Origin of the sequence: Methylotuvimicrobium sp. KM2 (assembly GCF_038051925.1) — a bacterium.
GTDB lineage: Bacteria > Pseudomonadota > Gammaproteobacteria > Methylococcales > Methylomonadaceae > Methylotuvimicrobium.
Genome location: NZ_CP150634.1, coordinates 2,175,216 through 2,201,252 on the forward strand (window position 1 = coordinate 2,175,216; position 26,037 = coordinate 2,201,252).

A 26,037-nucleotide genomic window follows, 5' to 3' on the forward strand; every position below is an offset into this window, starting at 1 on the left:
GATCAGAACGCATAAATCATTCGCCAAGTCCCGAGCCAGTTGGTTTCTTTGCGGTTGGCTTGGCTTAGGCCTACGCCGAATTGTAATGTTGCGTGATTGGTGATATCCCAATGAATTTGCGGCATCAACAAATAAGTCCAGTCGGACTTCTCGCGAAATTCATTATTCATTTCAATGCCAAAAGTTAAATCCTGGGAATAATCATAAAACCAAGTGGTATTGAATAATCCCACGAAATGCCCGTCGCGTTCCATGTCGTCACGTCTCGCTCCGATCATATTAAAATTGCTGATCTCGGAATTAAAACGGTAACCGGCCAAATAGAGTGCATCGACGGAATATTTTTCAGTATCGCGGTCGTGATAGCCGATCATTTGCCAGCCATGAATGAAATGATTATTAAATCCGGTGCCGATAGTGCCTTGCAGACCCAGTTTGTATTCGCTTAACCTTAAATTGTCGAAAGGTAGTTCGAATTCGATTGCAAAGTCGTCGAATAATCCGAATTCGAATTCCGGCGCCCATTCGGTATCGCCGGTACGAAGCGAGTGTTCGGTAAGCACGTTTACTTCTGCATCGCCTTGTCTGACGCCGAGCGGTCGCACCAAATCGAAGACCATCGGTTCGGGAATATGAGGGGCGTCGCTGCTCAGCGCGGCATCGCCTTCTTCGGTTCTCATCGTTTCGGCGCTGGCCGTTTGGTTTGTTGGTAAGCAGGTGAGGGTGGTTAGCAGAAAGATATGGAAAGGTGAAGCCAATGAGTTGGTTGAATGCATAGTCTCTCCAGAACGCAAAAAGGAATCCTGTAAACAAATAGGGGGGATTTCTTTTTAAAAATTATCGAACTATATTCGATTAAACTTACGTCTAGCTTGCAGGATGTATCATTCCTGCAACTCCCACTTTGAAAAATTTCGCCTTATCCAGTGTCGACATAACGAATGATTCGACGCGGATTAATGAGGATAAACCGGCTTGGGAGAGTCGTTGCTGCAAGTGGCGCAGATCGAATTGCCGAAGCGCTAGGTAGTGTGCCAAGTTCGACGCGCTTTTCGGCATTCAGGCCGTCTTTACGCTGTATTTCCGCTATGTTTTAGAGTTATTGGGACAGAATTTCACGATAGGGGTCTTTATCGAACGGGATGGTCTTATCTTTAGCGGTCGTAGTCATACTCTCTTTATACTCAAAAATTAGTTAACTTTATGAAGGTATGGGGTGTGGCTAGCGAGGATGTCGGCAGCAGGGATTGCTGCCGTCAAGCCCCCATGGAGGGGTTCACGGCGGTCCTCGATAGACACATCCCATACCTTTTATTCTTAGACGGTTTTTTAGTCAAAAGGGAGTAATTAAGTATCGATAAAAATGTTGCGGCGAAACAAACGGTGTTCGATTGTAACCGCGCTTTTTGACAAATTGATGAACCTCCGGGTTGTCGTTGAATCGGGCAAATATTCAATCATCTGTCATGCTGTTGTCATATTGAGGAATTAAAGTTGTGCATATACCTACTTAACAATCCTTTAGCAAAAATATGAACAAAAAATTATTAGCCTTGACAGCGCTTGCCCTGATGTTTGTTCAATTGCCGGTTTCGGCCAGGAATGTACGCGATAATATCGTCATAGTCGGTTCATCAACCGTTTATCCGTTTACGACCGTAGTAGCGGAGCAGTTCGGAAGAATGACCCGGTTCAAGGCGCCGATTGTCGAAGCGACCGGCTCAGGTGGCGGATTGAAGCTTTTCTGCGCAGGGGTTGGAGTAAGACATCCCGATATCGCCAATTCTTCGCGCAGAATCAAAACCTCCGAATTTGAGGATTGTCAAAAAAACGGAGTGAAAAACATCGTTGAGGTTAAGCTCGGCTATGACGGTATCACTTTAGCCCGCTCTAATAAGGGTGAAGCGTTCGACCTAACCTTGAAACAATTGTTTTTGGCATTGGCGAAGAAAATTCCGGACCCTTCCGATTCTGAAAAAACCGTTCCCAATCCTTATACTCATTGGCGGCAAATCGATCCTTCATTGCCTGATTCCGCTATCGAAGTCCTGGGGCCGCCACCGACGTCCGGCACTCGCGATGCGTTTGTGGAATTAGCGATGGAGGGCGGTTGCCAAGCCTTTCCATTCATCAAGGCGTTGAAAGACAATAATGAAAATGCTTATAAAACGATATGTCATTCGATACGAGAGGATGGCGCATACGTTGAAGCCGGCGAAAACGATAACTTAATCGTGCAAAAACTGGATACCAACCCGAATGCCTTGGGCATATTTGGTTTCAGTTTCTTAGATCAAAATACCGACAAATTATTTGGTTTAAAGATCGATGGAGTCGAGCCTGATTTCGATGAAATCGCTTCCGGCGCCTATCCTGTTTCCAGGTCGATGTATATTTACGTAAAAAAAGCGCATGTTCCGATGATACCTGGGTTAAAAGAGTTTCTGGAGGAATTTACCAGTGAAAAAGCCTGGGGCGAGGAAGGTTATTTAACAGATAAAGGCTTAATTCCGATGCCTGAGGATGAGCGAAAACGCTTTGCCGACGATGTTCTGAATTTGAAGGAATTGGAGATGTGAGGGAAAGGTGAAAGGTGAAAGGTGAAAGGTGAAAACGGCTCTTGACAAGTAATTGAAATCACGAATCCTTTCACTATTCACTATTCACTATTCACTATTCACTATTCACTATTCACTATTCACTATTCACTATTCACTATTCACCGCTTACTGCTAACTAAATCTTAACCAACGACGGTAATCTTTTCTTCAAAAGACATGCAAACCCCTTATTTATTGTTTACGCTGCTGATTTTAAGCGTCCTCGCTTATTTTATCGGCAAGAGGCGGTCGGTGACCGTTGTCGAAGGCACGCTCCGAGAATTGCATTCCTTGCCTGCGTATTACGGATATTACACTGCGCTTTGGGGCTTGATACCTGCTTTGTTTTTGATGTTAGTGTGGCTATCTTTCGAACCAACTTGGCTGGCTCATCGAACTGTCGCTTCGCTGCCTGAAGAAATCAAAAGCCTGCCCAGCAGTAAACTAAATCTTCAGCTCAACAACATTAAGAACGTTGCCGCAGGCCTTCAGGTTAGTCAACGAGTCGACCCGCTCATAGTGGAAGCCGCCGAACATTATAACCGATTACGCAAAATCAGTAATTTCGCGCTGACCCTCGTAGTTTTGACCTGCTCTCTAACCGGCATTTGGTTGGCACATAAAAAAATCAGCAAGGATTACCGTGCCCGTAACGTCGTCGAAAAGATCATGACCGGGCTGATGATATTAGCTTCGACGATCGCAATATTCACGACCGTCGGTATCGTCGCGTCGGTAGTATTCGAATCGTTATTATTTTTCAGGCAAGTGCCGTTTTTCGATTTTTTGTTCGGTTTGGAATGGAGTCCTCAGACGGCATTGCGCGCAGACCAAGTCGGATCCTCAGGCGCCTTCGGCGCGGTCCCTTTATTCGCGGGCACTTTGCTGATTTCGTCCATCGCGTTGATTGTTGCGGTGCCGATCGGGTTGATGTCGGCGATATATTTGTCGGAATTCGCGGGTTCTAAATTTCGGTCCACAGCCAAGCCGACGTTGGAAATTCTCGCGGGCATCCCGACTGTCGTTTACGGCTTTTTTGCCGCATTGACAGTCGCACCATTTATTCGCGAAACCGGAGAATTATGGGGTTGGGTCGTGTCATCGGAAAGCGCCTTGGCTGCAGGCTTGGTGATGGGCATCATGATCATTCCGTTCGTGTCTTCGTTATCCGACGATGTCATCAATGCCGTGCCGCAGTCTTTGCGCGATGCGGCTTATGCTCTGGGCGCCACGCAAGCCGAAACGATCAAACAAATTATTTTACCGGCCGCGTTACCGGGCATTGTCGGCAGCATTCTGTTAGCCGCTTCAAGGGCTATCGGTGAAACGATGATTGTGGTCATGGCGGCGGGATTGGCGGCCAACTTAACGGCCAATCCGATGGAAGCGGTCACGACGGTGACCGTCCAGATCGTTACGTTATTGGTTGGCGACCAGGAATTCGACAGTCCGAAAACACTGGCTGCGTTCGCGCTGGGTCTGATGCTGTTTGTCGTGACCTTGGCTTTGAATGTCATAGCTTTACATATCGTTAGAAAATACCGGGAGCAATATGAATAATCGGACGGATTCTCTATCGACCATGGAAAAAGTTCGCAAAGGCATTGCGAAGAGGCGTTCGGCCGAACGCCGTTTTCGTTTTTATGGATTGACCGGCATCGTTTTAGGTTTAGTCTTTGTGCTGATCCTATTTATTAGCATCATCGGCAAAGGATATAGCGCATTTCAACAGACTCAGATCGCGCTGGATATCGAGTTTTTAGAATCCGTGATCGATCCGAATCAAACCCGCGATAGTAAGGTGATATCGAGAGCCGATTACAATTCTCTGATAAGAAAGTCATTGAGTAAGGCCTTTCCCGAAGTTAAAGGACGCCGTCAAATACGCGACCTGAACCGGATGATCAGTACCGGAGCGATGTTTCAATTACGCGACCGGGTTCTGGAAGACCCCAGTGTGATCGGCCAAAGCGAGAGGATATGGCTCCTTGCCAGCGACGATTACGATATGTTGATGAAAGGCCATATCGATCGCCATGTTTCGGAAAGCGAACGGCGCCTGAAAGATTATCAAGTGGCTTGGGTCGACCAATTGCTTGAACAGGGTCGAATCAAGAAACGCTTCAACACTTTCTTTTTTACTGCAGGAGACTCGAGGGCCCCCGAGATGGCGGGTATTCGCGGAGCCTTGATGGGCTCCATGTATACATTGTTCGTCACGCTGGTGCTGTCGTTTCCGATCGGCGCCGCGACCGCCGTGTATCTGGAAGAATTTGCGCCGACTAATAAATGGACCGATTTGATCGAAGTCAATATCAATAATCTCGCGGCGGTGCCGTCGATCGTATTCGGATTATTGGGCCTTGCGATGTTCATCAATTTTTTCGGTTTGCCTCGGAGCGCGCCGTTGGTCGGTGGACTGGTGCTGACTTTGATGACCTTGCCGACTATCATCATTGCGGGACGCGCCGCGCTAAAATCGGTGCCTCCGTCGATTCGAGAAGCAGCGCTTGGCATGGGCGCGTCAAAATTACAAACGGTCTTTCACCATGTCTTGCCGCTGGCGCTGCCGGGCATGTTGACCGGTACCATCATCGGCATGGCCCAGGCACTCGGCGAAACCGCACCGCTATTGATGATCGGCATGGTTGCTTTCATAGTCGATATACCGAAAGGCATTTTCGATTCGGCTACTGTGTTGCCGGTGCAAATATACCTTTGGGCGGATAGTCCAGAACGGGCGTTCGTCGAACGCACCTCGGCGGCGATCATGGTGTTGTTAGCGTTTTTGATTTCGATGAATGCGGTTGCGGTGTTTTTACGCAAGCGATTCGAGCGGCGTTGGTGAACATTTTTCAATACAAGTTATTTTCGCAAACCCACTCAGCAACCTCAACTCCCGAGAGCTTTCATCATCCGGGGAGGGGAATAGTTAGGGGTGATTGCCAGGCTTTCATGAACGTTAGGTGCTTTTCGATCGGATAGAAGTTAAACATTATGAATACTGTAACTCAATCAAAACCGGAATCGGTTTCTCGCATGAAAACACTTATCAATAAAAGTATGTCCGCTAAACCTGTGAATTTTCAAGGCGAGATGGGGGCGACAGTCGGGTCGATACATGCTGATAATCCAAGGATAACTTGCCGTAATGTCAATGTGTTTTATGCTGAAAACCATGCGATACAAGATATCAACCTGGATATCGGCACGAATGAAGTCATTTCGCTGATCGGCCCATCCGGTTGTGGCAAATCGACTTTTTTACGTTGTTTGAACCGAATGAACGATACAGTCGAAGGTTGCCGGGTGAGCGGCGAAATAAAGATAGACGATGTCGATGTTTATTCAAAGCATCTAGATGTCGTGCCGCTTCGCGCACAAGTCGGCATGGTGTTTCAAAAACCCAATCCCTTTCCGAAGTCAATTTACGACAATATCGCTTACGGCCCGAAAATCCATGGCCTGGCTTCGACGAAAGCCGAATTGGATCAAATCGTCGAGTCTTCATTGCGTAAGGCCGGTCTCTGGGACGAAGTCAAAGACCGGCTAGACCAGCCAGGTACCGGTTTGTCAGGAGGACAACAACAGCGCTTGTGCATCGCCCGGACTTTGTCGGTCGAGCCTGAAGTAATTTTGATGGACGAGCCTTGTTCGGCATTGGACCCGATTGCGACCGCGAAAATCGAGCAACTGATCGACGAACTGAGACAGCGTTACACGATTGCGATAGTGACCCATTCGATGCAACAGGCCGCACGAGTCTCGCAGCGAACGGCTTATTTTCATCTCGGTAAATTGATCGAGGTCGGTAAGACCAGCGATGTATTTACCAATCCTTTGCACGAATTGACACAGGATTATATTACCGGAAGATTCGGATAAGCCAACCGAAGCGGCTAATTATTTAAACCAAGATCATAATCTATGAAAGAACATACGGTTCATCTGTTCGACGGCGAACTCAGCCATTTACATTATCTGGTACTGGAAATGGCCGGCTTGGTCATCGATCAATTGGATACGGTCATGACATCGCTCGATGAAGGCGAGGCCTCTATTGCCGAAAAAGTGGTGGTTCGGGATCGGGAAGTTAACGAATATGAGCTAAAAATCGACGCCGAGGTTCTGTCGATTCTTGCTAAACGAAGTCCGGTTGCTAATGACCTGCGCAAAGTGATTTCCATTTCGAAAATCGTTGTGGACTTGGAAAGGATCGGCGATGAGACGGTAAGAATAGCGAAATTGATCATCGACATGTTCGATCCGCAAACCAGCGATCCTAATCCTCAGTTACTCAGGGACATCGTCAGGATGGGCACAATGGCGCGCGGCATGCTCAGAAAAGCGACCGACGCTTTCGATACCGGTAATCTGGATGATGCTTACGAGCTTGTCAGGGGAGACTGGGACTGCGGACAAGAATTTCAAGACGGTATTCGCCGGCAATTGACCTTCGTGCTTCAGGATGCCCGCTTGATCGGCAGAGCCCTGGATATCCTGCAAATCATGAAAGCGCTCGAGCGTTGCGGTAATCATTGTATCAATATTGCCGAATTCATGATTTTCATGGTCGAGGGCAAGGACATCCGGCATCGTAATTAAAATTAATTTCGATTGAACTTCGATAACCGAAATTTCGAAGTAAAAAAAAGTTCGGTTTGTTTTTTCTCTTTTTGGTTGTTTAAGTGCGAAATAATGTTAAATCACAAGCAATTCCTAAAGTGTTGCAAACGGTTTTTCAATCACGAATTTCGAAATCGATGCCGCGAATTGTATGAGCTTAAATGTGTTTTGAAAAAACTAAACAATAAAAAAAGGCAGCTTTTGGCATCAATCGAATGGATCGAGGATGCAGAGGAAAAAGCTTACCGCCGACTAGAGTTGGAAATAATACATGTACATAGATTAAAAGGGATAGCTATGATCAAGCAATTGAAGAAACAGATTGGATCTATCTAATATCCTTATACTGTCTAAGATGTTCTATTTATAACGTATTGACACTTTCCCAGCGACTAATTGCCGCTTCAACTAAATGTACGTTTCTAAGCAAACAGGTTGCATTGTTGTGTTCATAGCGCTCCAATAGACGAGGAAATTTATTAACGATCTGCTTAATATATGGCTTCAATTTTTCGCCTGTCTGCTGCTGATCGGTTATGCCGGGCTTAAGCTCACGGTTTACGGCGATGCGATAGCCGATAAAACAGGCTTGGGCGGAAATTGGGTAGGCTTTTTGTTGATAGCCACTGTGACTTCAATACCCGAGTTGGCTAGTGGTATCAGTGCGGTGACCCTAGTCGGCGCGCCCAATTTAGCAGTTAGTGCGATATTGGGCGCTTGTATCTTTAATTTGAATATCATCGTATTGCTCGATTTTTTGTATCGCAAAGGGTCTATTTATCATTCAGCTAGCCAGGGTCATATACTTTCTGCTGCGTTCGGCATTGTATTAATCGGCTTATGCGGCTTGGGAATTGTCTTGGCGTTAAACGGAGAGACCTTAAAGCTAGGACATGTCGGAATCTATAGTCCTGCGATAGTGTTTTTATATTTGGTTTCGGTCTATACCGTCTTTAATTATGAAAGACACCAAATTAAGCATTATACGGACCAAGAACCCGATGCCTTTCCTCACCTTTCGCTGGGTCAGGTTGCGCTAAGATATGCATTGGCGGCGATTGTCGTTGTTGCAGCCGGCATTTGGTTGCCGATGGTCGCCAAGGGTATTTCTGTAGAGATGAACTGGCAGGAAAGTTTTGTCGGCACGTTATTGGTCGCGTTCGTCACGACGGTGCCGGAAATGGTCGTTGCCGTGACTGCGGTTAGAATCAACGCATTGGATATGGCGATAGGCAATATCTTCGGTAGTAATTTATTTAATATCGCGATTCTTGCAGTAGTGGATATTTGCTACAAATCCGGTCCGATTTTATCGAGTATTACACCGGTACATTCTATTTCTGTATTAACGGCATTGATCATGACAGGGCTGGCGATCATCGGTTTATTTTACCGGTCCGAGCAGCGGATTTTGAACATGGTGAGTTGGATCAGCTGGGTTTTGTTGGCGCTTTATTTGATCAATTCCTTTTTCTTGTTCAATTATGGTTAAGTCCTCAGCTATCACTATACAATGGTAAGAAATTCGCAATCAGTCGACAGCGAGCAAGTAACTCGTTCTTCTCGCCATCTATTGGTCGTTCACGATAGCGTAATCGGTCGGATGCGTATTCATGTTCCGGATTTGTATCGGAATGAAGGCTTGCGCGTTTCTTTAGAAAATAAATTAAACAGATTGGCCGAATTATCAACGGTACGTGCCAATATATTGACTGGGAATCTATTGATCGAATATCGAGCGGCGGATGTCGCCGATTTGCTGCCCGGTCATATTCTAAAAGTGCTCGAATCTGTAATCGGTTTGCCGATTATTCGTCAAAGCGAAGAGATTCATCGTCCGCAGCCGCCTAGGCCGAAAAAAAAAGCCAAACCCGTAGCGAAGAAACGACCTTATCCGGAAATTGGTTATCAAGAGCCGCCCACAAATTTCTGGCATACGCTGACTGGCGTTAAGGTCATAAGATTTGTCGGAAGTGATGAGGCTGGTTTGTCCGCCGAATCCGCTGCTTCGCAATTGGCTAAGTATGGTCCGAATGTTTTGTCGGAACAGCATAGCCGTTCCTCACTGCAAATGTTTTTGCAGCAATTTGTGTCGGCTCCGGTCGCGATGCTCGGGCTTTCGGCGGTCGTTTCGTTTGCGACCGGAGGTGTCGCTGATACCGTGGTCATCGTCGCGGTTGTTATGATCAATTCGGTGATTGGTTATATTACCGAAAAGTCGGCGGAAAAAACGATTAATGCACTTGGTCGTTTAGCGCCCGATACGGCTACCGTGTTACGAGGCGGCCAACGTATCGAAATTCCTTTATCCGATGTCGCGATCGGCGATATTCTGGTTCTTGCACCCGGAGCTTATATTCCCGCCGATGCCCGCTTGTTGGCTAGTAATCGCTTGAGCTTGGACGAATCGCCGCTGACTGGCGAGAGCATGCCGGTTGGTAAAAATCACGAGTTTATTGCCGAAGCTGAAACCCCGATGGGCGACCGGGAAAATATGGTCTATATGGGCACGACCGTAACCGGAGGTAATGGACGCGCAGTCGTGGTTGCTACCGGAAGGCATACCGAAATCGGTAAGATTCAGAGTCTGGTTGGAGAAACGATTACACCCCAAACGCCGATGCAGAAACAAATCGACGACATGGGCGTGCAGTTAGCTTTACTGAGTTCAGGGATATGCGCGTTGGTATTCTTTGTCGGTTTGCTTCGCGGTAGACCGCTCCCCGAAATGCTGATGTCGGCTATTTCCTTGGCGGTTGCAGCGGTGCCTGAAGGCTTACCGACCGTTGCAACGACGACGCTATCGCTCGGCATCAAGGATATGCAACGCCACAAGGTTCTGATACGTCAGTTACCGGCAGTTGAAAATTTAGGTTCTGTGCAGGTCATTTGTTTAGATAAAACCGGTACGCTGACGCTGAACCGGATGAGCGTTGTTGCGCTCAAGACCTCGCAAGTGTCGATTAAAGTGCGTGGCGGCCGGTTTTACGATAACGAATCTGAAGTAGAACTGTATAAACTCGATTCGGCCTTGCGCCGTATGATGGAAGTCTTCGTACTCTGTAACGAGTCCTCATTGGCCGAGTCGGGGCGAAATGACATTCAAGGTTCGCCGACCGAGAATGCCTTGCTGCAGGTTGCGATCGATGCCGGCGAAGATATTGAAGAATTGAGAAGCACCCGGCCCGAAGTCAAAATCGATTACCGCGCTGAAGACCGGCCTTACATGATTACCGTGCATGCTTTGGACGACGGACGATATTTCACGGCTGTCAAAGGCAGTCCTTACGCAGTGCTCGATTTGTGCGGTCAATGTTATATCAATGGCGAATTGAAAGATTTGTCCGACGAAGACCGTCAAGAAGTATTGATCTGGAACGAACGCTTAGGCGCCGACTCTCTGAGGGTCTTGGGTGCGGCTTACTCTATTGATATAGACTTGTATTCCGAACGGCAAGAATTAATTTGGCTAGGGTTGGTCGGAATGGAAGACGAAGTAAGGCCGGGTATGGAGGGCTTGATCGCGCAATTTCACGATGCCGGCATCGAGACAGTGATGATTACCGGCGATCAGAGTTCGACAGCGTATTCGGTCGGCAAGCGTCTGGGATTAAACGGCGTTAACGGCAAACCGCTCGAAATCATCGATTCCGGTCATCTGGAAAAGCTGCATCCATCGGTGTTGGCCGGTTTGGTCGATCGAACGACCATTTTTTCTCGCGTCAGCCCGGCCCACAAGCTGCGCATTGTCGAAGCCCTACAACAAAGCGGCAAAGTCGTCGCGATGACTGGTGACGGTATCAATGACGGGCCGGCACTGAAGGCGGCCAATGTCGGCGTGACATTGGGCGAAAAGGGGACCGACGTTGCGAGGTCTGTCGCCGATGTCATTTTGCAAGAGGACGATTTGCAGACGATGGTCACAGCAATTCGCGAAGGACGCGCAATCTACGACAATATTCGGAAGAGTCTGCATTTTTTACTGTCGACCAATTTGAGCGAGATCGAAGTCATGTTGGTCAGCGCGGCGTTAGGCGGTGCCGAAATACTAAACCCGATGCAGCTGTTGTGGATTAATCTGATTACCGATATTTTTCCGGGTTTGGCGTTGGCGCTGGACCCGCCGGAAGGCGATGTGCTGAAAAAACCGCCCCGCGATCCTCATGCCGCGATCGTCAACCGTGAAGATTATCTCAAGTTGCTTCGCGAATCGGGTATCATCACGGCCGGTACGATCGGCGTTTATACATACAGTCTATTGCGCTACGGACCTGGTCAAAACGCCAGCACCAATGCATTCATGTCGTTGACGTTGGCTCAGTTGCTCCATTCTTATCGCTGCCGTTCTGAAAAGACGTCGATCTTCGATCCCGAAAATCGCGCGCCGAATCCTTATCTCGATATTGCGGTCGGCGTGTCGGGTCTTCTACAAATATTGGCAGTCACCTTGCCGCCTTTGCGTGGGTTGTTGAGATTAAGCCCGGTAGGTCCGGTCGATATTTTCGCGATACTGGCAGGTGCGGGATTGCCGTTGATTGCGAATGAGGCTATAAAAAGCATCGGTAATAATGTCTCCGATAAGGAAAAAGAACTATGATCACTGATTATGTGTTTACCTCACAATCGGTCACGGAAGGCCACCCCGACAGGCTATGCGACACGATAAGCGATGCGATCGTCGACGCTTATTTGCGGCAGGATCCGACTTCGCGCATCACGGCCGAATGCGCTTTATCGAAAAATGTTTTATTTCTGGCCGCGCGTTACGCCAGCGATGGTGTGGTCGACATACCGGAGATTGCCCGCTCAATCATCAAGGAAGTCGGATATCGACCCAGGGATTTCAACGCCGATGATTGTACGGTCGTAACTAGCTTGATAGAACAGTCGAAGACGGCTCGGGAAATCAACTTTTCCACCGATGACGACGATGAGATCGATCGCATCACCGTTTCACATCAAACGACAGTATTTGGTTATGCCTGCCGTCATACGCCGGATTTGATGCCTTTGCCGATTACGATGGCGAATCGTTTGGCCCGCCAATTATCGCAGGTTCACAGATACGACAAGATCGATTATTTATCGCCCGATTGCACGACGCAAGTCGGGGTTGAATTCGTTGACAATATACCTAAGCGGATCGACAGTATGACCCTGATTATCGGTTGCGATTGTCCCGACGAGCCGCCCGCGTTCGAGACGATTGAAGAAGATCTGCGTCACCATGTGATTAATCCGGTTTTTCACGATGCGCTTATTAAGCCCGATAATTTGACGCGGATATTGATCAATCCCAACGGTCCTTTCATGCGGAGCGGTCCGGCTGCACATTCGGGAATGACGGGCCGAAAAACAGATAGCGACACTTACGGTAGCTATGCCAGACATTGTGGATGGGCCTTGAGCGGTAAGGGGCCTTCCCGTATCGATAGAGTCGGAGCCTATGCCGCCCGTTATGCGGCTAAAAATGTCGTTGCCGCTGGTCTTGCCGAGCAATGCGAAGTACAACTTAGTTATACGATCGGTTTTCCCGGGCCGGTCAGCGTGTATTTAACGACAAAAGGAACCGGCATAATAGATGACCGGGAAATCCGAAAAAGACTGCTTAGATTTTTCGATTTTCGTCTCGGTGCGATTGTCAAGGAATTTCAATTAAGAGAATTGACGAGACTGAATGACGGCGTGTTTTATCGAACACTACCCGTGAATGGGCACTTCGGTGCCGACGGTTTGCCTCTGCCTTGGGAAAAAACAGACAAATCGGATTTAATCGCGGATTAATTCAAATTGTGACCGGCCGCTCGGGACGGACAGGAATATTCTCAGTTCACGCTGAATGGCCGGATGCCGGTGAACTAATCGACAGCTCATATTATGTTTCGTTTTCCTGATAATCATGAGTTTCCTCGTCGAGAGCGTTACGATTAAGTAGGTCGGTCGAGTTTGATATCGTTTTCCCGTTCCAGTACTTGAAGCGCATACCATAGTAAGGTAGCTGCCGGTGCCATGATATTGCCTCGAGTCATTTGGTGAGCAGCCATGCCTATCAAGGCAAGGAACAATAACGAACGGCCGTCAAGCCGCCCTTGACTAAAATTCAAGAGAGAATTATCGATTATATTCAGGCCTGATGAGGTTATTGTTGCAACAGGCAATTTAGGTATCGTAATCGCTTCATAATCGTCAGGCATGTCGATTAGGCTGAAGATTTCGTTTGCCTCGGCGAATTCAGCAATTGTCTGGAAAGCCATGTCCTTTTCGTGGCAAATCAAAAGGCTAGCCGCTGGTGGATTCAATTGTAATTGAGTAATGCCAAGGCAATCCGCGAATCGTTCGGCTACATAGTCGAAATATTGAAAATCGCCTCTCTTTTGCGGGATTTTAAGACGAACACGGCCCGGTAGTTGATGTTTGATGAACGCATTGGGCCGAATTTCACCATCTTTCATGGTTTTGAGTTATCTGGATTATTGGGTTCTGAAACATCGGGTTGCCTTGGTTGGTGCTCGCTTTTCAGCTCGGCGCGGGCTTCAGCCAGAATATCTTCGAATTCCTCACTGGCTTCGGCCATGATCTCTCTTCCTCGTTCCGCTAGCATTAATCCTGTTTTAATTGCCGTTCTGGCGCCGGGACGGGCTGCTCTCGCAATGATAGGGATCGCCGGTATGGCAGCGGCAGCAAGTACTGTGGCGCCAACACCTATAGCAATGCCGAGCGGCGTACCGGCTTTTATCAAATCGTCTATTTTGATCATATTCTGTTTATTCTCGGTACAAAAGTGAACAGCAGTTGGCGAAACCTTAAGGCCAAGTTATATCTTTTGGTAGTTAAATTTCGGCACCGGGGAGCCCGTTAAAAGGTGGGGTAAATATGTAAATAAAGGTTCTATGGCTGCATTCATGTAATCCAAGCCTTTGGGCGAATACCACTGCGTCTCTATACGCCAATGCCGAATTTTCATCTACGAAGGGTATAGTAAGAGATGTTTTTGTAAGGGCTATTCAGTTGCCTAACCAGGCAAAAAATTGACATCTAAATATATAACATTTTCATTTTTGTATTGTTACAGTTTTGTGACAATAACTCATTGCCGCCCCTTTTTTCGCTCATATGAATTATGTTCGGGTAAAAAGCAAAAATGGTTAATCGATTCTCGAAACTTGTTCAAAAAAATGTACTACTCCCTTTTTTGATTGAATAACCGTCTAAGACGCCAAACCCCCATATCTTCATAAAGTTAACTATTTTTTTGAGTATAAAGGGAGAGTCGGCGCTGTCAATTTTATGCAGCTGTCATATTTAAGTCATCTTCGAGGATTAGGATAGTTAAAGGCCCATTGCAAGCCTTATCCGTGTCGATTAATCATGACAAGATATTTAACGGATAAAATCTTGCCGACGATTATTGCTTATTTTTTCAATACTCGTAGTTTATAACCAATCAGTATTTGGTCTACTTCGACAATGCCTCGAAACAAATTTATTAAGAGTAAGCCTAAATCCTCCATTTTTATTCTTTCTGAACAAGGAATAAAAAAGCAGAATTTTATCGATGATTTCAAACAATACTATGTTCATTTACTAGGCAGAGATGAAAACTGCCGATCTCCATATTATGCCGGTGTGGCTTTATCTCAGGCAATTCGCGACCGATTGATGGAGCGCTGGAAGGCTACGCATAAAACTTATAAAGAAAGCGGTTGCAGGCGCGCTTACTATTTGTCGATGGAATATCTGATGGGCAGGACATTAAGTAATGCCATGCTTAATCTAGGGATTACCGATACCGTGACACAAGCAATGTATGATCTCGGCATTGAAATGGAGGAATTAATTGCCAGTGAGCAGGATGCAGGCTTGGGTAATGGCGGATTAGGTCGTCTTGCCGCTTGTTTTATGGACCGTTGCGCCACCTTGCAATTGCCGGTCATAGGGTATGGACTGCGTTACGAATACGGTATGTTTACCCAAATTATCGTTAATGGCGAGCAAGTTGAAAAACCCGATCATTGGTTAAGGCATGGCAATGTCTGGGAGATCGAACGGTTGGAATACTCGCATCGTATAAAATTCGGTGGGCAAACCAAGTTTCAAACTAACGCAAAAGGAAAACAACGCGTGCTCTGGGTCGACACTCATGACGTTTTGGCGGTGCCATTCGATACGCCGATACCGGGCTATAAGAATGGAACGGTCAATACCTTAAGGCTATGGAAAGCCGTTGCTACCGAAGACTTTAATTTGGATGAATTTAATGCCGGAGAATATGCCGAAGCCGTTACTGCAAAAATTGCAGCCGAAAATATCACAATGGTTTTGTATCCCAACGATGCTAATGAAAACGGCAAGGAACTCAGACTTAGGCAGCAATATTTTCTGGCTTCCGCCAGTTTGCAAGACGTTATTGCACACTGGACTGATGTGAATGGCAAAAATTTCGAGAAATTTATTGAGAAAAATTGTTTTCAATTAAACGATACTCATCCAAGTATCGCGGTTGCAGAATTGATGCGTTTGTTAGTCGATGAGCAACATCTTTCATGGGATGAAGCATGGCATATCACACGGAGTACAATGGCCTACACCAATCATACGCTGTTGCCGGAAGCGCTTGAAAAATGGCCTGTATCCTTGATGCAACGGTTACTGCCCCGTTTGATGCAGATCATTTTTGAAATCAATGCTTTTTTTATGGCGGAGGTTTCGGCGCATTGGCCGGGTGATTTAGAGCGTTTGCGCAGAATGTCTATTATAGAGGAAGGGGACCAGCAACAAGTTAGGATGGCGCACCTTGCTATTGTCGGCAGTTTTTCAGTAAATGGGGTTGCTCAATTGCATTCTCAGTTATTGCAACAAAAATTATTTACTGATTTTTTTGCTTTATGGCCTGAAAAATTTAACAACAAAACCAATGGCGTGACTCCTCGTCGTTGGTTGGCTGCCTGTAATCCGGAGCTTGCAAATTTGATCACTGAGACCATCGGTAATCGATGGGTGACTGATTTGTCGGAATTGAAAAAATTGGAGTCATACGCGGAAAATCCGCATTTTCGCAAGCGTTGGCGCGCAATCAAGCAAGCTGCGAAACAACGCATGATTGACTATAAAAAAGAAAAGTCGGAAGTAGAACTCAATTTGAACGTTGATGCCTTGTTCGATGTTCAAGTCAAGCGTATTCATGAGTACAAACGGCAATTACTCAATATTTTGCATGTTATTCATCTTTATATTTGCATTAAGAAAGGCAACTTCGAAGAAAGGGTGCCAAGATGCGTATTGATTGGTGGAAAAGCGGCACCCGGTTATGCCATGGCAAAAAAGATCATCAAGTTAATACACAATGTCTCACAAGTCATCAATTCCGACCCTGAAGTAGGCGATAAGTTAGTCTTGCTTTTCTTGCCTGACTATCGCGTTTCGGCAATGGAAAAAATATGTCCGGGCGCTGATTTGCATGAGCAAATATCAACTGCCGGCAAAGAAGCGTCGGGTACCGGCAACATGAAATTTATGATGAATGGTGCCATTACGATTGGCACGCTGGATGGCGCCAACATTGAAATAAGAGAGGAAGTCGGCGATGAGAATTTCTTTTTGTTTGGCTTGACGGAAGCAGAAATCGAAGCCAGGCGAGACCATTACGATCCCATATCGATAATCGATCAGGATGAAGACTTACAGCAAGTCATGCATCTGTTGAAATCCGGTCATTTCAATCAATTCGAACCGGGCATATTTAACGATCTCATCAATAGCATCACAAGCCCGTTTGACCCTTGGATGACGATTGCCGATTTTCGTAGTTATATAGATGTTCAAAAGAGTGTGGAAAATGCCTATCGCGATCAAGATCATTGGACCAAAATGAGCATTTTGAATTGTGCGAACAGCGGTAAATTTTCCAGCGATAGAACCCTCCTTGAGTACAATCGAGAGATTTGGAAATTAAAACCTCAATCGGCAAAACTTAAATAGGTTACATTGACAAATCCAAATAAAGCACAATTCACATAGTTGTCATATTCGTCTAATACTATTGTTGGATTGATAATCGCAAACTAATTTTTCCAATAAATGCTTGGAAGCTGTTTCTGTGCTTGATTCTCAATTTTAATAAATGTTGGATTCAGTCCAGGCTTTGCTGTATGTGGAAAAAAATTTATTCGACTGTGTTTTCGCCACAACTCGACGACGAAGAGGTCAATCAGCGTTTGGCAATGGTGAAAGCGTCGATGCCAACCCCGGTATTTTGGTTGTTGGGAAAAACGCAATCCGGTAAAACGTCTATTATTAGGGCGCTGACGGGGGACAGTCGAGCACAGATCGGGAATGGTATGCATTCCTGTACACGTTCAGCTTATATATATGATTTTCCGGATTCGCAGAATTGTATCATGCGATTTTTGGATACCCGCGGTCTGGGTGAAATCGATTACGACCCCGATCCTGATATCGAAGCTTTTAGCGGGCAAGCGCATGTATTGATTGTCGTATTGAAGGCGATGGATCATTCCCAGCATGCGGTTTTACAAGCGGTGCGTTCGATCCATAAAGCCAAACCCGAATGGCCGGTCATCGTCGTGCAAACGGCATTGCATGAAGGATATCCGGATTCGAGTTTCGAACATTTGGCCCCTTATCCTTTTGATCACGAAGACTGGATCGAAAGAGTCCCCGGCAGTCTTGGTCGTTCATTACGGGAGCAAAGAGCCTTATTCAAGGGGATCGAAGCTCAATTCGTTGCAGTGGATTTGACAATGCCCGGGGACGGCTATCAGCCATGTAATTATGGATTGGATGCTTTTTGGCGGAATCTCGAATTGGTTTTTCCGCATGGCATAGCGATGATGCTGCATGACATGAAAGACGTTCGCAAGCAGTTAAACGATGCCTACAGCAAGGCAGCACATCCGCACATCATTGCCTATTCTTTGATCTCGGGGGCGGCCGGTGCGGTTCCCGTACCTTTTGTCGATATACCTTTGGTCACGCTGATACAAGCGAAAATGTTTCAGGCGATCGCCTCGCTTTATCGTTATCAGTTGGATCGAAAAAGTTGGGCTGAAATCAGTAGTGCTCTAGGAATTACATTGCTGACCAATCTGGGACGCCGGGAATTGATCAAATTCGTTCCTGTTTATGGTTTGGCGGTTTCTTCATTATTGACTGCCGCAACGACTTATGCGCTTGGTAAGACTCTAACTGTTTATTTTCAAAACAGTCGAAACGGCAAAGAGCTTTCTCACGAGTTATTTCGTAGTGTGTATATGGAGCAATTCGAACTCGGCCGTAAGTTATTGAAAGATTATGTGAATGAAATTCAACATCAGGTATTGAAATGAAAATCAAGACACAGTGGCAAGTTCACGTCATCGTTATTGCCTTGCCTTTCAGCGTTCCGATTACGGCGGGTGGTTATTGGCTTTGGTTGAATCAACTGTTGTTTGTTTGGTTAGGTTTCTCGGCAATGCTTGGCGGCGGATGGTGGTTGGTTTACAGAAGTTTAGGCCCCTGTAATATCGATTCCGAATTAGTGGATATTTCGGGGGCATTAGGCGATTCTCCGACCGATCAAGCGGCTTACCAAAAAATCGAGGAAATATCGGCGGCACGAAGAGAAGAAAATCCAGATCTTGCCTCTTCTCAGTTTTACATTCAGACAGTGACGGAAGTCATGCAAGCCGTGGCCGAGCAGTATCATCCGAAAAGTAAGGCAGCGTTGCTGGAAATAAAACTGCCTTACTTACTCAAAGTGATCGAAATATTGGCGCAGGATTTGCGCCATAATCTCTCCGATAATGTTCCGGGTAGCCATATTCTTTCATTGAAGGACATTGCCGGCACGCATAAATTAGCCAATAAAGGGCTGGAAATTTACCGCTTGATTCGCTTGCTTGCGGCAGGCGTCGATCCTGTTTCGGCAAGCATTCGGGAAATGAAAATATTGGCGACAAAAAATGTACTCACACAATCGACAGCGGATTTGAAATGCTGGCTGATAGATGCCTTTATCAAAAAAATCGGCTATTACGCAATCGAGTTGTATAGCGGTAACATGATTTTGGATGAACGCTTGCTGGCGAGTCCGACACGATCATCTAAAAAGGAAATCGAAGAAATCCAACGAAGAGAGGCTGTTGTAGCGAACGAGCCATTCAGGATTATGGTGATGGGGCAGGCTAACACGGGAAAGTCGAGCCTGATCAATGCGTTATTCGGTGAGATGAAAGCGGAAACCGATGTGCTTCCAACGACCGAAGGCGTCGCCTCCTATCTATTTCAACGGTCTGGTTTACAAACGGCCATGATCATCGACTCCGAAGGCTATGGCGCGGATGCTTCCAATTTACCGAAAAAAGTTAGTGATGAAATCATTCGCAGCGATATGATTCTATTGGTGGTTTCGGCAACTAATGCCGCTCGGGATATTGATAAAAAAATTCTGCAAATGATAAAGCAGCAATTTTCGGTCGAAGGTAAGGCTAATTTGCCGCCGATTATCGTCGCATTGACTCATGTTGATCAGCTACGTCCTTTCAGAGAATGGAGTCCGCCTTACAATCTTAATGATTATAGCTCTGCAAAGGCACAAAGCATCAGAATGGTAATGGAATCGGTCGCACTGGATCTGGCTATTTCCATTGATCAAATCGCTCCGGTTAACTTGAAGCGAGGTTTCGAGTACAACATTGAGGAAGGCTTGATAGCGGCGATTTTTCAGCATCTCGATCAAGCCGGACGAATGCGCTATTTGCGTTGTCTCAATGAATATCGAAAGGAAGATCAGTGGCATATGCTTTGGAAGCAATCGCAAAAGGCAGGACAATTCATCGCCACGAAAGGCTTCGAAATATTAGAAGCGGCGCCGAAGATAAAATCGGCTTTGATGTAGAGTCCAGGTTATATCAAAGTGGACTCGATACAATTGCCCATGTCCCTATGGGCCTATGGAAGAAAAAGTAAACTGAATTAACTTTCTGCTACTGTGCTTTTAGACTCGATTAGTTTTTCCTCGCGGATTTTAAAATCCTTACGAGCGACTCTGGCGCCATTATGGAAGCCTTTGATAGCTAAGCCATTGGCTGGCAGCATTTTTCTGATCATCAATGAGCTGAATACTGCGCCATAGGAGATACCATAACATGCGCCATAGATGGTGTTATCAAACAGTTTCGATGGGGCAGTAGCAATTTTGTTGGCAGTTAGTTTAGCTGCCTCAGCTCCTTTTTTAACCCCAACGAGTGCTAATTTGGCTTTTTTAGCCGTTTGTTTTTCAGTTTTATTTTCAACTTCTACTGTATTTTGATTTTCAATTTTTACATTCATTATTTTCTCCCGAATAAAAATAATCAAAATGTTTATTTGGGTCGTTATAGCATTACAAACTTTGCTTAAATAATGAGCAAAAATTTAAATTTCGAATTCCCGTCCCGCCTAAACTAATCGTTGGACGAAGCCGCTAACGCGGAGAAAAACCGTGCCGCTTGATTGACGATAAAATGTAACCTCACGCCCTCATTATACGAGGGAACATTCCACGACGAATCATGAGGTTACACGGCTATGACAGCATCATCCGCGTTCGATTTCAAGCAAAACTATCAAACTCATCTCAAACACCTGAAACTCAAGGGGCTTCAACCGAAGACGGTCGAGGCCTATTCGCGAGCTATTCGGCGCATCGGCACGTATTTCGATGAACAAATCCATGATTTATCCGAAGCACAATTGCTCGAGTATTTCTCCGATTTGCTGGCAACTCATTCTTGGAGCGCCGTGAAGCTCGATCTCTACGGGCTCAAATTCTATTATCAACATGTGTTGCACAAGCCGTGGGCGCATTTGGATTTGATCAAGCCGCCGAAGGGTCAGCGCTTGCCGGATATCGTCACGGTTGCAGAGGCGCAGCGTTTGTTTATGACGACCCGTTCGGTGAGTTACCGGGTGTTCTTTTTCACGCTGTACAGTCTTGGCCTGCGCCTTGGCGAGGGCTTGCGGCTTCAGGTAGGCGATATCGATGCTGAGCGGCAGCGTGTCCATATTCGAGATGCCAAAGGCAACAAGGACCGCCTGGTACCGCTGCCGGAAACGACATTGACTTTACTGCGCCGCTTTTGGCAAGTGCACCGCAATCCGGTGTTGCTGTTTCCCAGCCGCCAAGGCGGTCCGAAGTCGGCGCAGGCGGCCACTACCCCACTCGATCGTGGCGGCGTGCAAGTGACTTTGCGTAAAGTCGCCGAGGAATGCGGTCTAAAAAAAAGATCACTCCGCACTGTTTGCGTCACAGCTATGCCACGCATCTGATTGAAGCCGGCGTCGACCTGCTCGAAGTCCAAAAAATTCTCGGTCACCACAGCATTCTGACTACCGCCCGTTATACGCACTTGACCGACGATACCGACCGCAATGCCGGCCAACTCATCAATACCTTGATGGACGGCTTTGTTATCGACTGGGGGAAAGTCCAATGATTCTTCTCTCATCCATTATTTCGACCTTCGAAGCCGAGTTGCGGGAACAGTACGCGGGTTCGCTCTTACCCAGCCATTTGAACGCACTGGCCGCCATGAAACAGTGTCGCACCACGCTCAGCCCCGTGATGCAGGCGCAATGCGAGGACTGCGTTCACCAAGACTTCATCCCGCACTCCTGCGGTCATCGTCATTGTCCGCATTGTCAACAGCACGAGAGCCAACAATGGCTGGAGCGGCAACTGAAAAAACAGGTGCCGGCCGAGTATTTCCTCATCACCTTTACTCTGCCCAGGGAGTTCCGAGCGCTGGCCTGGCAACAGCAACGCCTCCTGTACGACTTGATGATGCGCTGCAGTTGGGAGACGCTGAATACGTTTGCCCACAACGATGCGCAGCTCAAGGGCAACGCCGGGGCGATCTCGGTGCTGCACACCCATTCCCGCCGGCTCGACTACCACCCGCATGTGCATGTCGTCATGCCGGCCGCCGCCATCGATACCGAACGGCGGCTGTGGCGAACTAAGACCGGTAAGGGCCAAAGCAAAAAGCCCAACCCAAGGCAAAGCGGCACCCGCTATTTGTTCAATCACAAGGCCTTGGCTAAAGTGTTCCGCGCAAAATTGCTCGACGCCATCAACCAGGAAGGCTTGGCTCTACCGGAACGGTATCCCGAAACCTGGGTCGTCGACGTCAAGTCGGTCGGTAACGGCGACAAGGCGCTAGTTTACCTGGGCCGCTATCTCTACAAAGGCGTCATCCAGGAAAAAGACATCATCGCCTGTCAAGACGGGCAGGTAACCTTTCGTTACCAAGACAGCAAGACGAAACAAACGCAAACCCGCACTGTGCCGGGCGCTGAGTTTTTATGGCTGATGCTGCGTCATATTTTACCGAAAGGATTTCGGCGGACGCGCAACTTCGGTTTTTTGCATCCCAACAGCAAACGCTTGATCAGCCTGTTACAACTGCTACTCGGTGTCAATCCCAACCTGGCCTTGACCTGGCTGAAAAAGCGTCCGGCACTAAAATGTCCGTGTTGCGGCGGTGACATGCGCATCGTGAAAACGCGCATACCGAAGGTCTATGCTATCTCGTTAAGCCGACCAGCCAATAATCCACAGGTCGCTTCGATTATGTAGCCGACCCGCACATTCTTCGGATGGGTCAGCATCGGCATTCGGTTGCCGAGGACATCGCTCGGCCCAAAAGCAGGCTATAATGCGCCTAAAAGCGTTGTCTTTGAGCTTTTGTAGCGGCAACAACAACGGTTTCAGGTTTATTGAGGTGTCGCCGCTCACAAAAAGCCGCGACACCTACAAAACACCAAAAGCTATTTTCTTATATAAAGCATCCAACCCACTCTGAATCAGCCGGACCGGGCTTGTCCAACAAACGGTTCAGATTTTGGTTCGCGTTGCTCACAAAATCTAACCTTATTCGTTAGATAATAAAGGGTTTATTTAGTTCATCAATTGTTAACATTTTTGGCATCGCTGATTCAAGTTATCAGAGCGACTCTAGTTATACCTTTCGCACTTCAAATTTCGGCAGTGCCGGAGCGCCCCGAGGCCGAATTTTCATCTACGATGAGTATAAAGAAAATGTTTTGGCTCTTCCGTACTTGCCGTGGTAATAGCGCATCGACACTAAGTTAGAATAATCGAGGAATTTTAAGTAATTGATAAAGAAGTTAAAATTTATTCTTAGCATCCAGCCATAATGTCTTTATGGCTAATTTGACGAACTACCACGGGAAATCCGGAAGAGCCAATGTTTTAGACTCAACCATGTTGTACTAATGTGCGCACTTTTTGTTCTACCGTCGCCCACGAAATCAAAATCGGCTTGCGAAAAACCGTAATCGTTAAAATATCTTCCTGCAGCAGATAGTCGGCTTCTATGCCGAAGCCTTTTATGATGCCTTGCTCAATATCGCCTAAAAACTGTAAACCATAATTTTCAGCGGCTTGTTTTGCTTTGTGAATCAGATCTTCCGGCTTTTCGATGATTTTTAATTGTATCGATTTAGGTTTTTTCATGTTTTTATAATGCGTTTGAAAGTCGAAAACAGAACGAGTGTAACTATTCAGTCCCCCGGAAATTATCGTTCCCACGCTCTGCGTGGGAACGCTTGAGTACCGCTCCAGCGGTACGAGACGCTAGAGCGTCTCGGTCTTCATTTCCACGCAGGAGCGTGGGAACGATAGGGGGGGTGTGAATAATTACGAACGAGTTACTTTTTTGTATTATAAAGGCGAAAAAATAAAACGGAACCGGTTAATTGATTGTGCAAACGTAACAAGCGTTATAAATGGTTTCCTGATTACGTATAAGCTTCAGCCTATTTGAAGTCCAGACAAGGTTTTGTGTCGCTATCGCGACGTTTATGTGGAGTCGGTTCGCGGACCGACAGCCGCGATACTGCTACGAAACCCATCCATGGGTTTCGCCCTGCGGGCCAGCTAAAGCTGTTCAAAATCGCTCCAGGCGGTTTTGTCTTTGCTTGTCCAAAGAAAAGTATCCAAAAGAAAAGACACCCGGAGGCCGCTGTATCCTGCGCGCTGACGATTTTGCCGAGGGTTTTCGGAAGGGCTATCCCTAGCCCTCCGAAAACGAGCGGCATCCCTGCCGCTCCCCTGGCGGGCTATTCTCAGCAAAATCGTCAGTGCTCGGCGCGGCCTAACGGGGCCCAGGCGGGAGCTCTAAGCCAAAGCAAATTGGCTGAAGGTTCTAAGTAATCAGGAATGGTTTTTTAAGAAAGTTTCGATATGTTGGCTTAATTCGGAATTGTCGTCTTCAATAAATTCATAACGTGCGCGTATAATGGGCTTATCGATAGCGATCAAGGCCGATAAGTCGCATGGCGTGGCCGAAACGACGAGGTCTATATCGGCGGAATTCAAGGTTTGTTGCAATGCCTTTAATTGCGAAGGATGATAACCGACAGCCGGCAGCACCTTGCCGATATGCGGATATTGACGGTAAACATCATTTAACCGTTCGGACGCAAATTCTCTCGGATCGACGATCTCGGCGGCCTGAGCTTGAATCGCAGCAATAAAACCCGCGCCGTAGGCCATGCCTCCATGAGTAATGCTCGGCCCGTCCTCGACGACGATGACACGCTTGTCTTTCACTCGTTCAGGCTGATCGAGAGTGACTTTCGAAAAAGTTTTAATAATCGGAGTACTCGGAAGAATCCGTCTGACGGTTTCAAAGACGCGTTCAATAGCCTCATCGGTAGCCGAATTCGCTTTGTTTATTAGCACGATATCGGCCATACGCAATACGGCTTCACCCGGATGATGGCCTGTCTCATGACCGGGTCTTAGCGGGTCGGTCAATACGATAAGCAAATCGGGACGGATGAACGAAAAGTCGTTATTGCCGCCATCCCATAAAATAATGTCGGCTTCCTGCTCGGCAATGGCGAGGATCTTGGCGTAGTCGATGCCGGCGAACACGGTATTGCCGAGCGACAAATGGGGTTCGTATTCTTCTCGCTCCTCGATCGTGCAATCAGCACGGTCGAGGTCGGCCATACTGGTAAAACGTTGCACGGCCTGTTTTTCGAGGTCGCCGTAAGGCATCGGATGACGGATTACTGCGGTTTTAAGGCCGTGGGCTTTCAATAATTTCGAAAGCCATTGCGTGACTTGCGACTTTCCGCAACCGGTGCGCACCGCGCAGCAAGCGATGACTGGAACCAATGCTTTCAACTGCGTGTTCTTGGGGCCGAGTAGGGTAAAATCGGCTCCGCCGGCCAGTGAGATTGAAGCTTGATGCATCACTTGGCTGTGTGGGACGTCACTGTAGGCAAAAATCACTTGGTCGATCTGTTGTTCTCGGCATAGGTCTGCCAATTCGATTTCATCGACGATAGGGATGCCTTCGGGATAAAATGGGCCGGCTAATGCCGGTGGGTAGCGCTTCCCTGCGATATCCGGGATTTGCGCGGCGGTAAATGCAACAACTTCACTGCCGGGATTATTTCGGTAGACGACATTGAAATTATGAAAATCACGTCCGGCGGCGCCCATTATAACGATTTTTTTGCGAGCTGTTTTGTGAGACATCGTAATTCATTTTTGGTAGAGGGTAATTTACTCGAGATAGAGGATTTATATCATTTCCGAAGACGAACTATACCTTTCGCACTTGAAATTTCGGCATTGCCTAAGGAGGCGACGGGGTGTGCGGCAAAGGCTTTGCCAGCATGGAGCTGGCATAGAGCCTACAGGGATGTATTCACCCAGCACCTAAATAAGCCAGGATTTTGAATCATTGCCAAAGACCTATGGAATTTAGGTGCTGGATTTAGGTGCTGGGTTCAC

General features: G+C 47.1%; 20 protein-coding genes. 14 read left to right on the forward strand and 6 right to left on the reverse strand.

Features of this window, described 5'->3' with window-relative positions; translation table 11 throughout:
• Window positions 1-2 precede the first annotated feature (2 nt).
• A complete protein-coding gene (locus tag WJM45_RS09315; protein WP_341328666.1) occupies window positions 3-680 on the reverse strand; it encodes a hypothetical protein in 678 nt (225 codons plus the stop codon).
• Between the two features lie 852 nt (window positions 681-1,532).
• On the opposite strand from WJM45_RS09315, the gene WJM45_RS09320 reads away from it, so the two are divergent.
• From WJM45_RS09320 to metK, 8 genes are all read left to right on the forward strand, one after another.
• Complete coding sequence (locus tag WJM45_RS09320; protein ID WP_341328667.1) at window positions 1,533-2,579, forward strand: PstS family phosphate ABC transporter substrate-binding protein; 1,047 nt, start codon at window positions 1,533-1,535, stop codon at window positions 2,577-2,579.
• Between the two features lie 198 nt (window positions 2,580-2,777).
• A complete protein-coding gene (gene pstC, locus WJM45_RS09325) occupies window positions 2,778-4,160 on the forward strand; it encodes a phosphate ABC transporter permease subunit PstC (RefSeq protein ID WP_341328668.1) in 1,383 nt (460 codons plus the stop codon).
• Window positions 4,153-5,448, forward strand: coding sequence for a phosphate ABC transporter permease PstA (pstA, locus tag WJM45_RS09330; protein WP_341328669.1), 1,296 nt, complete (start codon window positions 4,153-4,155; stop codon window positions 5,446-5,448). The genes pstC and pstA overlap by 8 nt, the downstream gene beginning before the upstream one ends.
• Before the next feature lie 248 nt (window positions 5,449-5,696).
• Window positions 5,697-6,485: a phosphate ABC transporter ATP-binding protein PstB gene (gene pstB, locus WJM45_RS09335; RefSeq protein ID WP_341328922.1), complete on the forward strand. Its 789-nt coding sequence runs from the start codon at window positions 5,697-5,699 to the stop codon at window positions 6,483-6,485.
• A 42-nt stretch (window positions 6,486-6,527) separates the two neighbouring features.
• On the forward strand, window positions 6,528-7,205 hold the full coding sequence (gene phoU / locus WJM45_RS09340; protein ID WP_341328670.1) for a phosphate signaling complex protein PhoU: 678 nt from the start codon (window positions 6,528-6,530) through the stop codon (window positions 7,203-7,205).
• A gap of 517 nt (window positions 7,206-7,722) precedes the next feature.
• On the forward strand, window positions 7,723-8,718 hold the full coding sequence (locus WJM45_RS09345) for a sodium:calcium antiporter (RefSeq protein WP_341328923.1): 996 nt from the start codon (window positions 7,723-7,725) through the stop codon (window positions 8,716-8,718).
• A gap of 21 nt (window positions 8,719-8,739) precedes the next feature.
• On the forward strand, window positions 8,740-11,823 hold the full coding sequence (locus WJM45_RS09350; RefSeq protein WP_341328671.1) for an HAD-IC family P-type ATPase: 3,084 nt from the start codon (window positions 8,740-8,742) through the stop codon (window positions 11,821-11,823).
• Window positions 11,820-13,010 (forward strand): methionine adenosyltransferase, encoded by a 1,191-nt coding sequence (metK, locus tag WJM45_RS09355; RefSeq protein WP_341328672.1) that lies wholly within the window; start codon window positions 11,820-11,822, stop codon window positions 13,008-13,010. The genes WJM45_RS09350 and metK overlap by 4 nt, the downstream gene beginning before the upstream one ends.
• Before the next feature lie 143 nt (window positions 13,011-13,153).
• On the opposite strand, the gene WJM45_RS09360 is transcribed toward metK, so the two are convergent.
• Together WJM45_RS09360 and WJM45_RS09365 are read right to left on the reverse strand one after the other, a co-directional pair.
• Window positions 13,154-13,678 carry an HMA2 domain-containing protein gene (locus tag WJM45_RS09360; RefSeq protein WP_341328673.1) on the reverse strand — a complete coding sequence of 175 codons (525 nt, stop codon included), beginning with the start codon at window positions 13,676-13,678 and terminating at the stop codon, window positions 13,154-13,156.
• Window positions 13,675-13,983 (reverse strand): DUF5132 domain-containing protein, encoded by a 309-nt coding sequence (locus WJM45_RS09365; protein ID WP_341328674.1) that lies wholly within the window; start codon window positions 13,981-13,983, stop codon window positions 13,675-13,677. Before WJM45_RS09365 ends, WJM45_RS09360 begins: the two co-directional genes overlap by 4 nt.
• A 710-nt stretch (window positions 13,984-14,693) precedes the next feature.
• Between WJM45_RS09365 and WJM45_RS09370 the strand changes: the two genes are divergently transcribed.
• From WJM45_RS09370 to WJM45_RS09380, 3 genes are all read left to right on the forward strand, one after another.
• A complete protein-coding gene (locus tag WJM45_RS09370) occupies window positions 14,694-17,204 on the forward strand; it encodes a glycogen/starch/alpha-glucan phosphorylase (protein ID WP_341328675.1) in 2,511 nt (836 codons plus the stop codon).
• Window positions 17,205-17,374: 170 nt separating this feature from the next.
• A complete protein-coding gene (locus tag WJM45_RS09375; RefSeq protein ID WP_341328676.1) occupies window positions 17,375-18,571 on the forward strand; it encodes a GTPase in 1,197 nt (398 codons plus the stop codon).
• The gene (locus tag WJM45_RS09380; RefSeq protein ID WP_341328677.1) at window positions 18,568-20,121 is read left to right on the forward strand and encodes a GTPase; all 1,554 of its coding nucleotides are present in this window, start codon (window positions 18,568-18,570) and stop codon (window positions 20,119-20,121) included. Before WJM45_RS09375 ends, WJM45_RS09380 begins: the two co-directional genes overlap by 4 nt.
• 77 nt (window positions 20,122-20,198) lie before the next feature.
• On the opposite strand, the gene WJM45_RS09385 is transcribed toward WJM45_RS09380, so the two are convergent.
• The gene (locus tag WJM45_RS09385; RefSeq protein ID WP_341328678.1) at window positions 20,199-20,555 is read right to left on the reverse strand and encodes a hypothetical protein; all 357 of its coding nucleotides are present in this window, start codon (window positions 20,553-20,555) and stop codon (window positions 20,199-20,201) included.
• 237 nt (window positions 20,556-20,792) lie between these two features.
• Between WJM45_RS09385 and WJM45_RS09390 the strand changes: the two genes are divergently transcribed.
• From WJM45_RS09390 to WJM45_RS09400, 3 genes are read left to right on the forward strand one after another with little or no spacing between them, the layout of a single operon-like run.
• A complete protein-coding gene (locus WJM45_RS09390; RefSeq protein WP_341328679.1) occupies window positions 20,793-21,533 on the forward strand; it encodes a site-specific integrase in 741 nt (246 codons plus the stop codon).
• The gene (locus tag WJM45_RS09395) at window positions 21,506-21,700 is read left to right on the forward strand and encodes a tyrosine-type recombinase/integrase (RefSeq protein ID WP_341328680.1); all 195 of its coding nucleotides are present in this window, start codon (window positions 21,506-21,508) and stop codon (window positions 21,698-21,700) included. The genes WJM45_RS09390 and WJM45_RS09395 overlap by 28 nt, the downstream gene beginning before the upstream one ends.
• Complete coding sequence (locus WJM45_RS09400) at window positions 21,697-22,842, forward strand: IS91 family transposase (protein WP_341328681.1); 1,146 nt, start codon at window positions 21,697-21,699, stop codon at window positions 22,840-22,842. The genes WJM45_RS09395 and WJM45_RS09400 overlap by 4 nt, the downstream gene beginning before the upstream one ends.
• 642 nt (window positions 22,843-23,484) lie before the next feature.
• On the opposite strand, the gene WJM45_RS09405 is transcribed toward WJM45_RS09400, so the two are convergent.
• A complete protein-coding gene (locus tag WJM45_RS09405) occupies window positions 23,485-23,742 on the reverse strand; it encodes a hypothetical protein (RefSeq protein WP_341328682.1) in 258 nt (85 codons plus the stop codon).
• A gap of 699 nt (window positions 23,743-24,441) precedes the next feature.
• Window positions 24,442-25,779, reverse strand: a complete 1,338-nt coding sequence (locus tag WJM45_RS09410) for a cyclic 2,3-diphosphoglycerate synthase (protein ID WP_341328683.1) — start codon at window positions 25,777-25,779, stop codon at window positions 24,442-24,444.
• Window positions 25,780-26,037: the final 258 nt, after the last annotated feature.

Bases quoted from the DNA above. Each gene is read 5' to 3' on its own strand.
- WJM45_RS09315 (WP_341328666.1), bottom strand. From the start codon at position 680: ATGAGAACCGAAGAAGGCGATGCCGCGCTGAGCAGCGACGCCCCTCAT.
- WJM45_RS09320 (WP_341328667.1), top strand. From the start codon at position 1,533: ATGAACAAAAAATTATTAGCCTTGACAGCGCTTGCCCTGATGTTTGTT.
- pstC (WP_341328668.1), top strand. From the start codon at position 2,778: ATGCAAACCCCTTATTTATTGTTTACGCTGCTGATTTTAAGCGTCCTC.
- pstA (WP_341328669.1), top strand. From the start codon at position 4,153: ATGAATAATCGGACGGATTCTCTATCGACCATGGAAAAAGTTCGCAAA.
- pstB (WP_341328922.1), top strand. From the start codon at position 5,697: ATGGGGGCGACAGTCGGGTCGATACATGCTGATAATCCAAGGATAACT.
- phoU (WP_341328670.1), top strand. From the start codon at position 6,528: ATGAAAGAACATACGGTTCATCTGTTCGACGGCGAACTCAGCCATTTA.
- WJM45_RS09350 (WP_341328671.1), top strand. From the start codon at position 8,740: ATGGTAAGAAATTCGCAATCAGTCGACAGCGAGCAAGTAACTCGTTCT.
- metK (WP_341328672.1), top strand. From the start codon at position 11,820: ATGATCACTGATTATGTGTTTACCTCACAATCGGTCACGGAAGGCCAC.
- WJM45_RS09360 (WP_341328673.1), bottom strand. From the start codon at position 13,678: ATGAAAGATGGTGAAATTCGGCCCAATGCGTTCATCAAACATCAACTA.
- WJM45_RS09365 (WP_341328674.1), bottom strand. From the start codon at position 13,983: ATGATCAAAATAGACGATTTGATAAAAGCCGGTACGCCGCTCGGCATT.
- WJM45_RS09370 (WP_341328675.1), top strand. From the start codon at position 14,694: ATGCCTCGAAACAAATTTATTAAGAGTAAGCCTAAATCCTCCATTTTT.
- WJM45_RS09375 (WP_341328676.1), top strand. From the start codon at position 17,375: ATGTGGAAAAAAATTTATTCGACTGTGTTTTCGCCACAACTCGACGAC.
- WJM45_RS09380 (WP_341328677.1), top strand. From the start codon at position 18,568: ATGAAAATCAAGACACAGTGGCAAGTTCACGTCATCGTTATTGCCTTG.
- WJM45_RS09385 (WP_341328678.1), bottom strand. From the start codon at position 20,555: ATGAATGTAAAAATTGAAAATCAAAATACAGTAGAAGTTGAAAATAAA.
- WJM45_RS09390 (WP_341328679.1), top strand. From the start codon at position 20,793: ATGACAGCATCATCCGCGTTCGATTTCAAGCAAAACTATCAAACTCAT.
- WJM45_RS09400 (WP_341328681.1), top strand. From the start codon at position 21,697: ATGATTCTTCTCTCATCCATTATTTCGACCTTCGAAGCCGAGTTGCGG.
- WJM45_RS09405 (WP_341328682.1), bottom strand. From the start codon at position 23,742: ATGAAAAAACCTAAATCGATACAATTAAAAATCATCGAAAAGCCGGAA.
- WJM45_RS09410 (WP_341328683.1), bottom strand. From the start codon at position 25,779: ATGTCTCACAAAACAGCTCGCAAAAAAATCGTTATAATGGGCGCCGCC.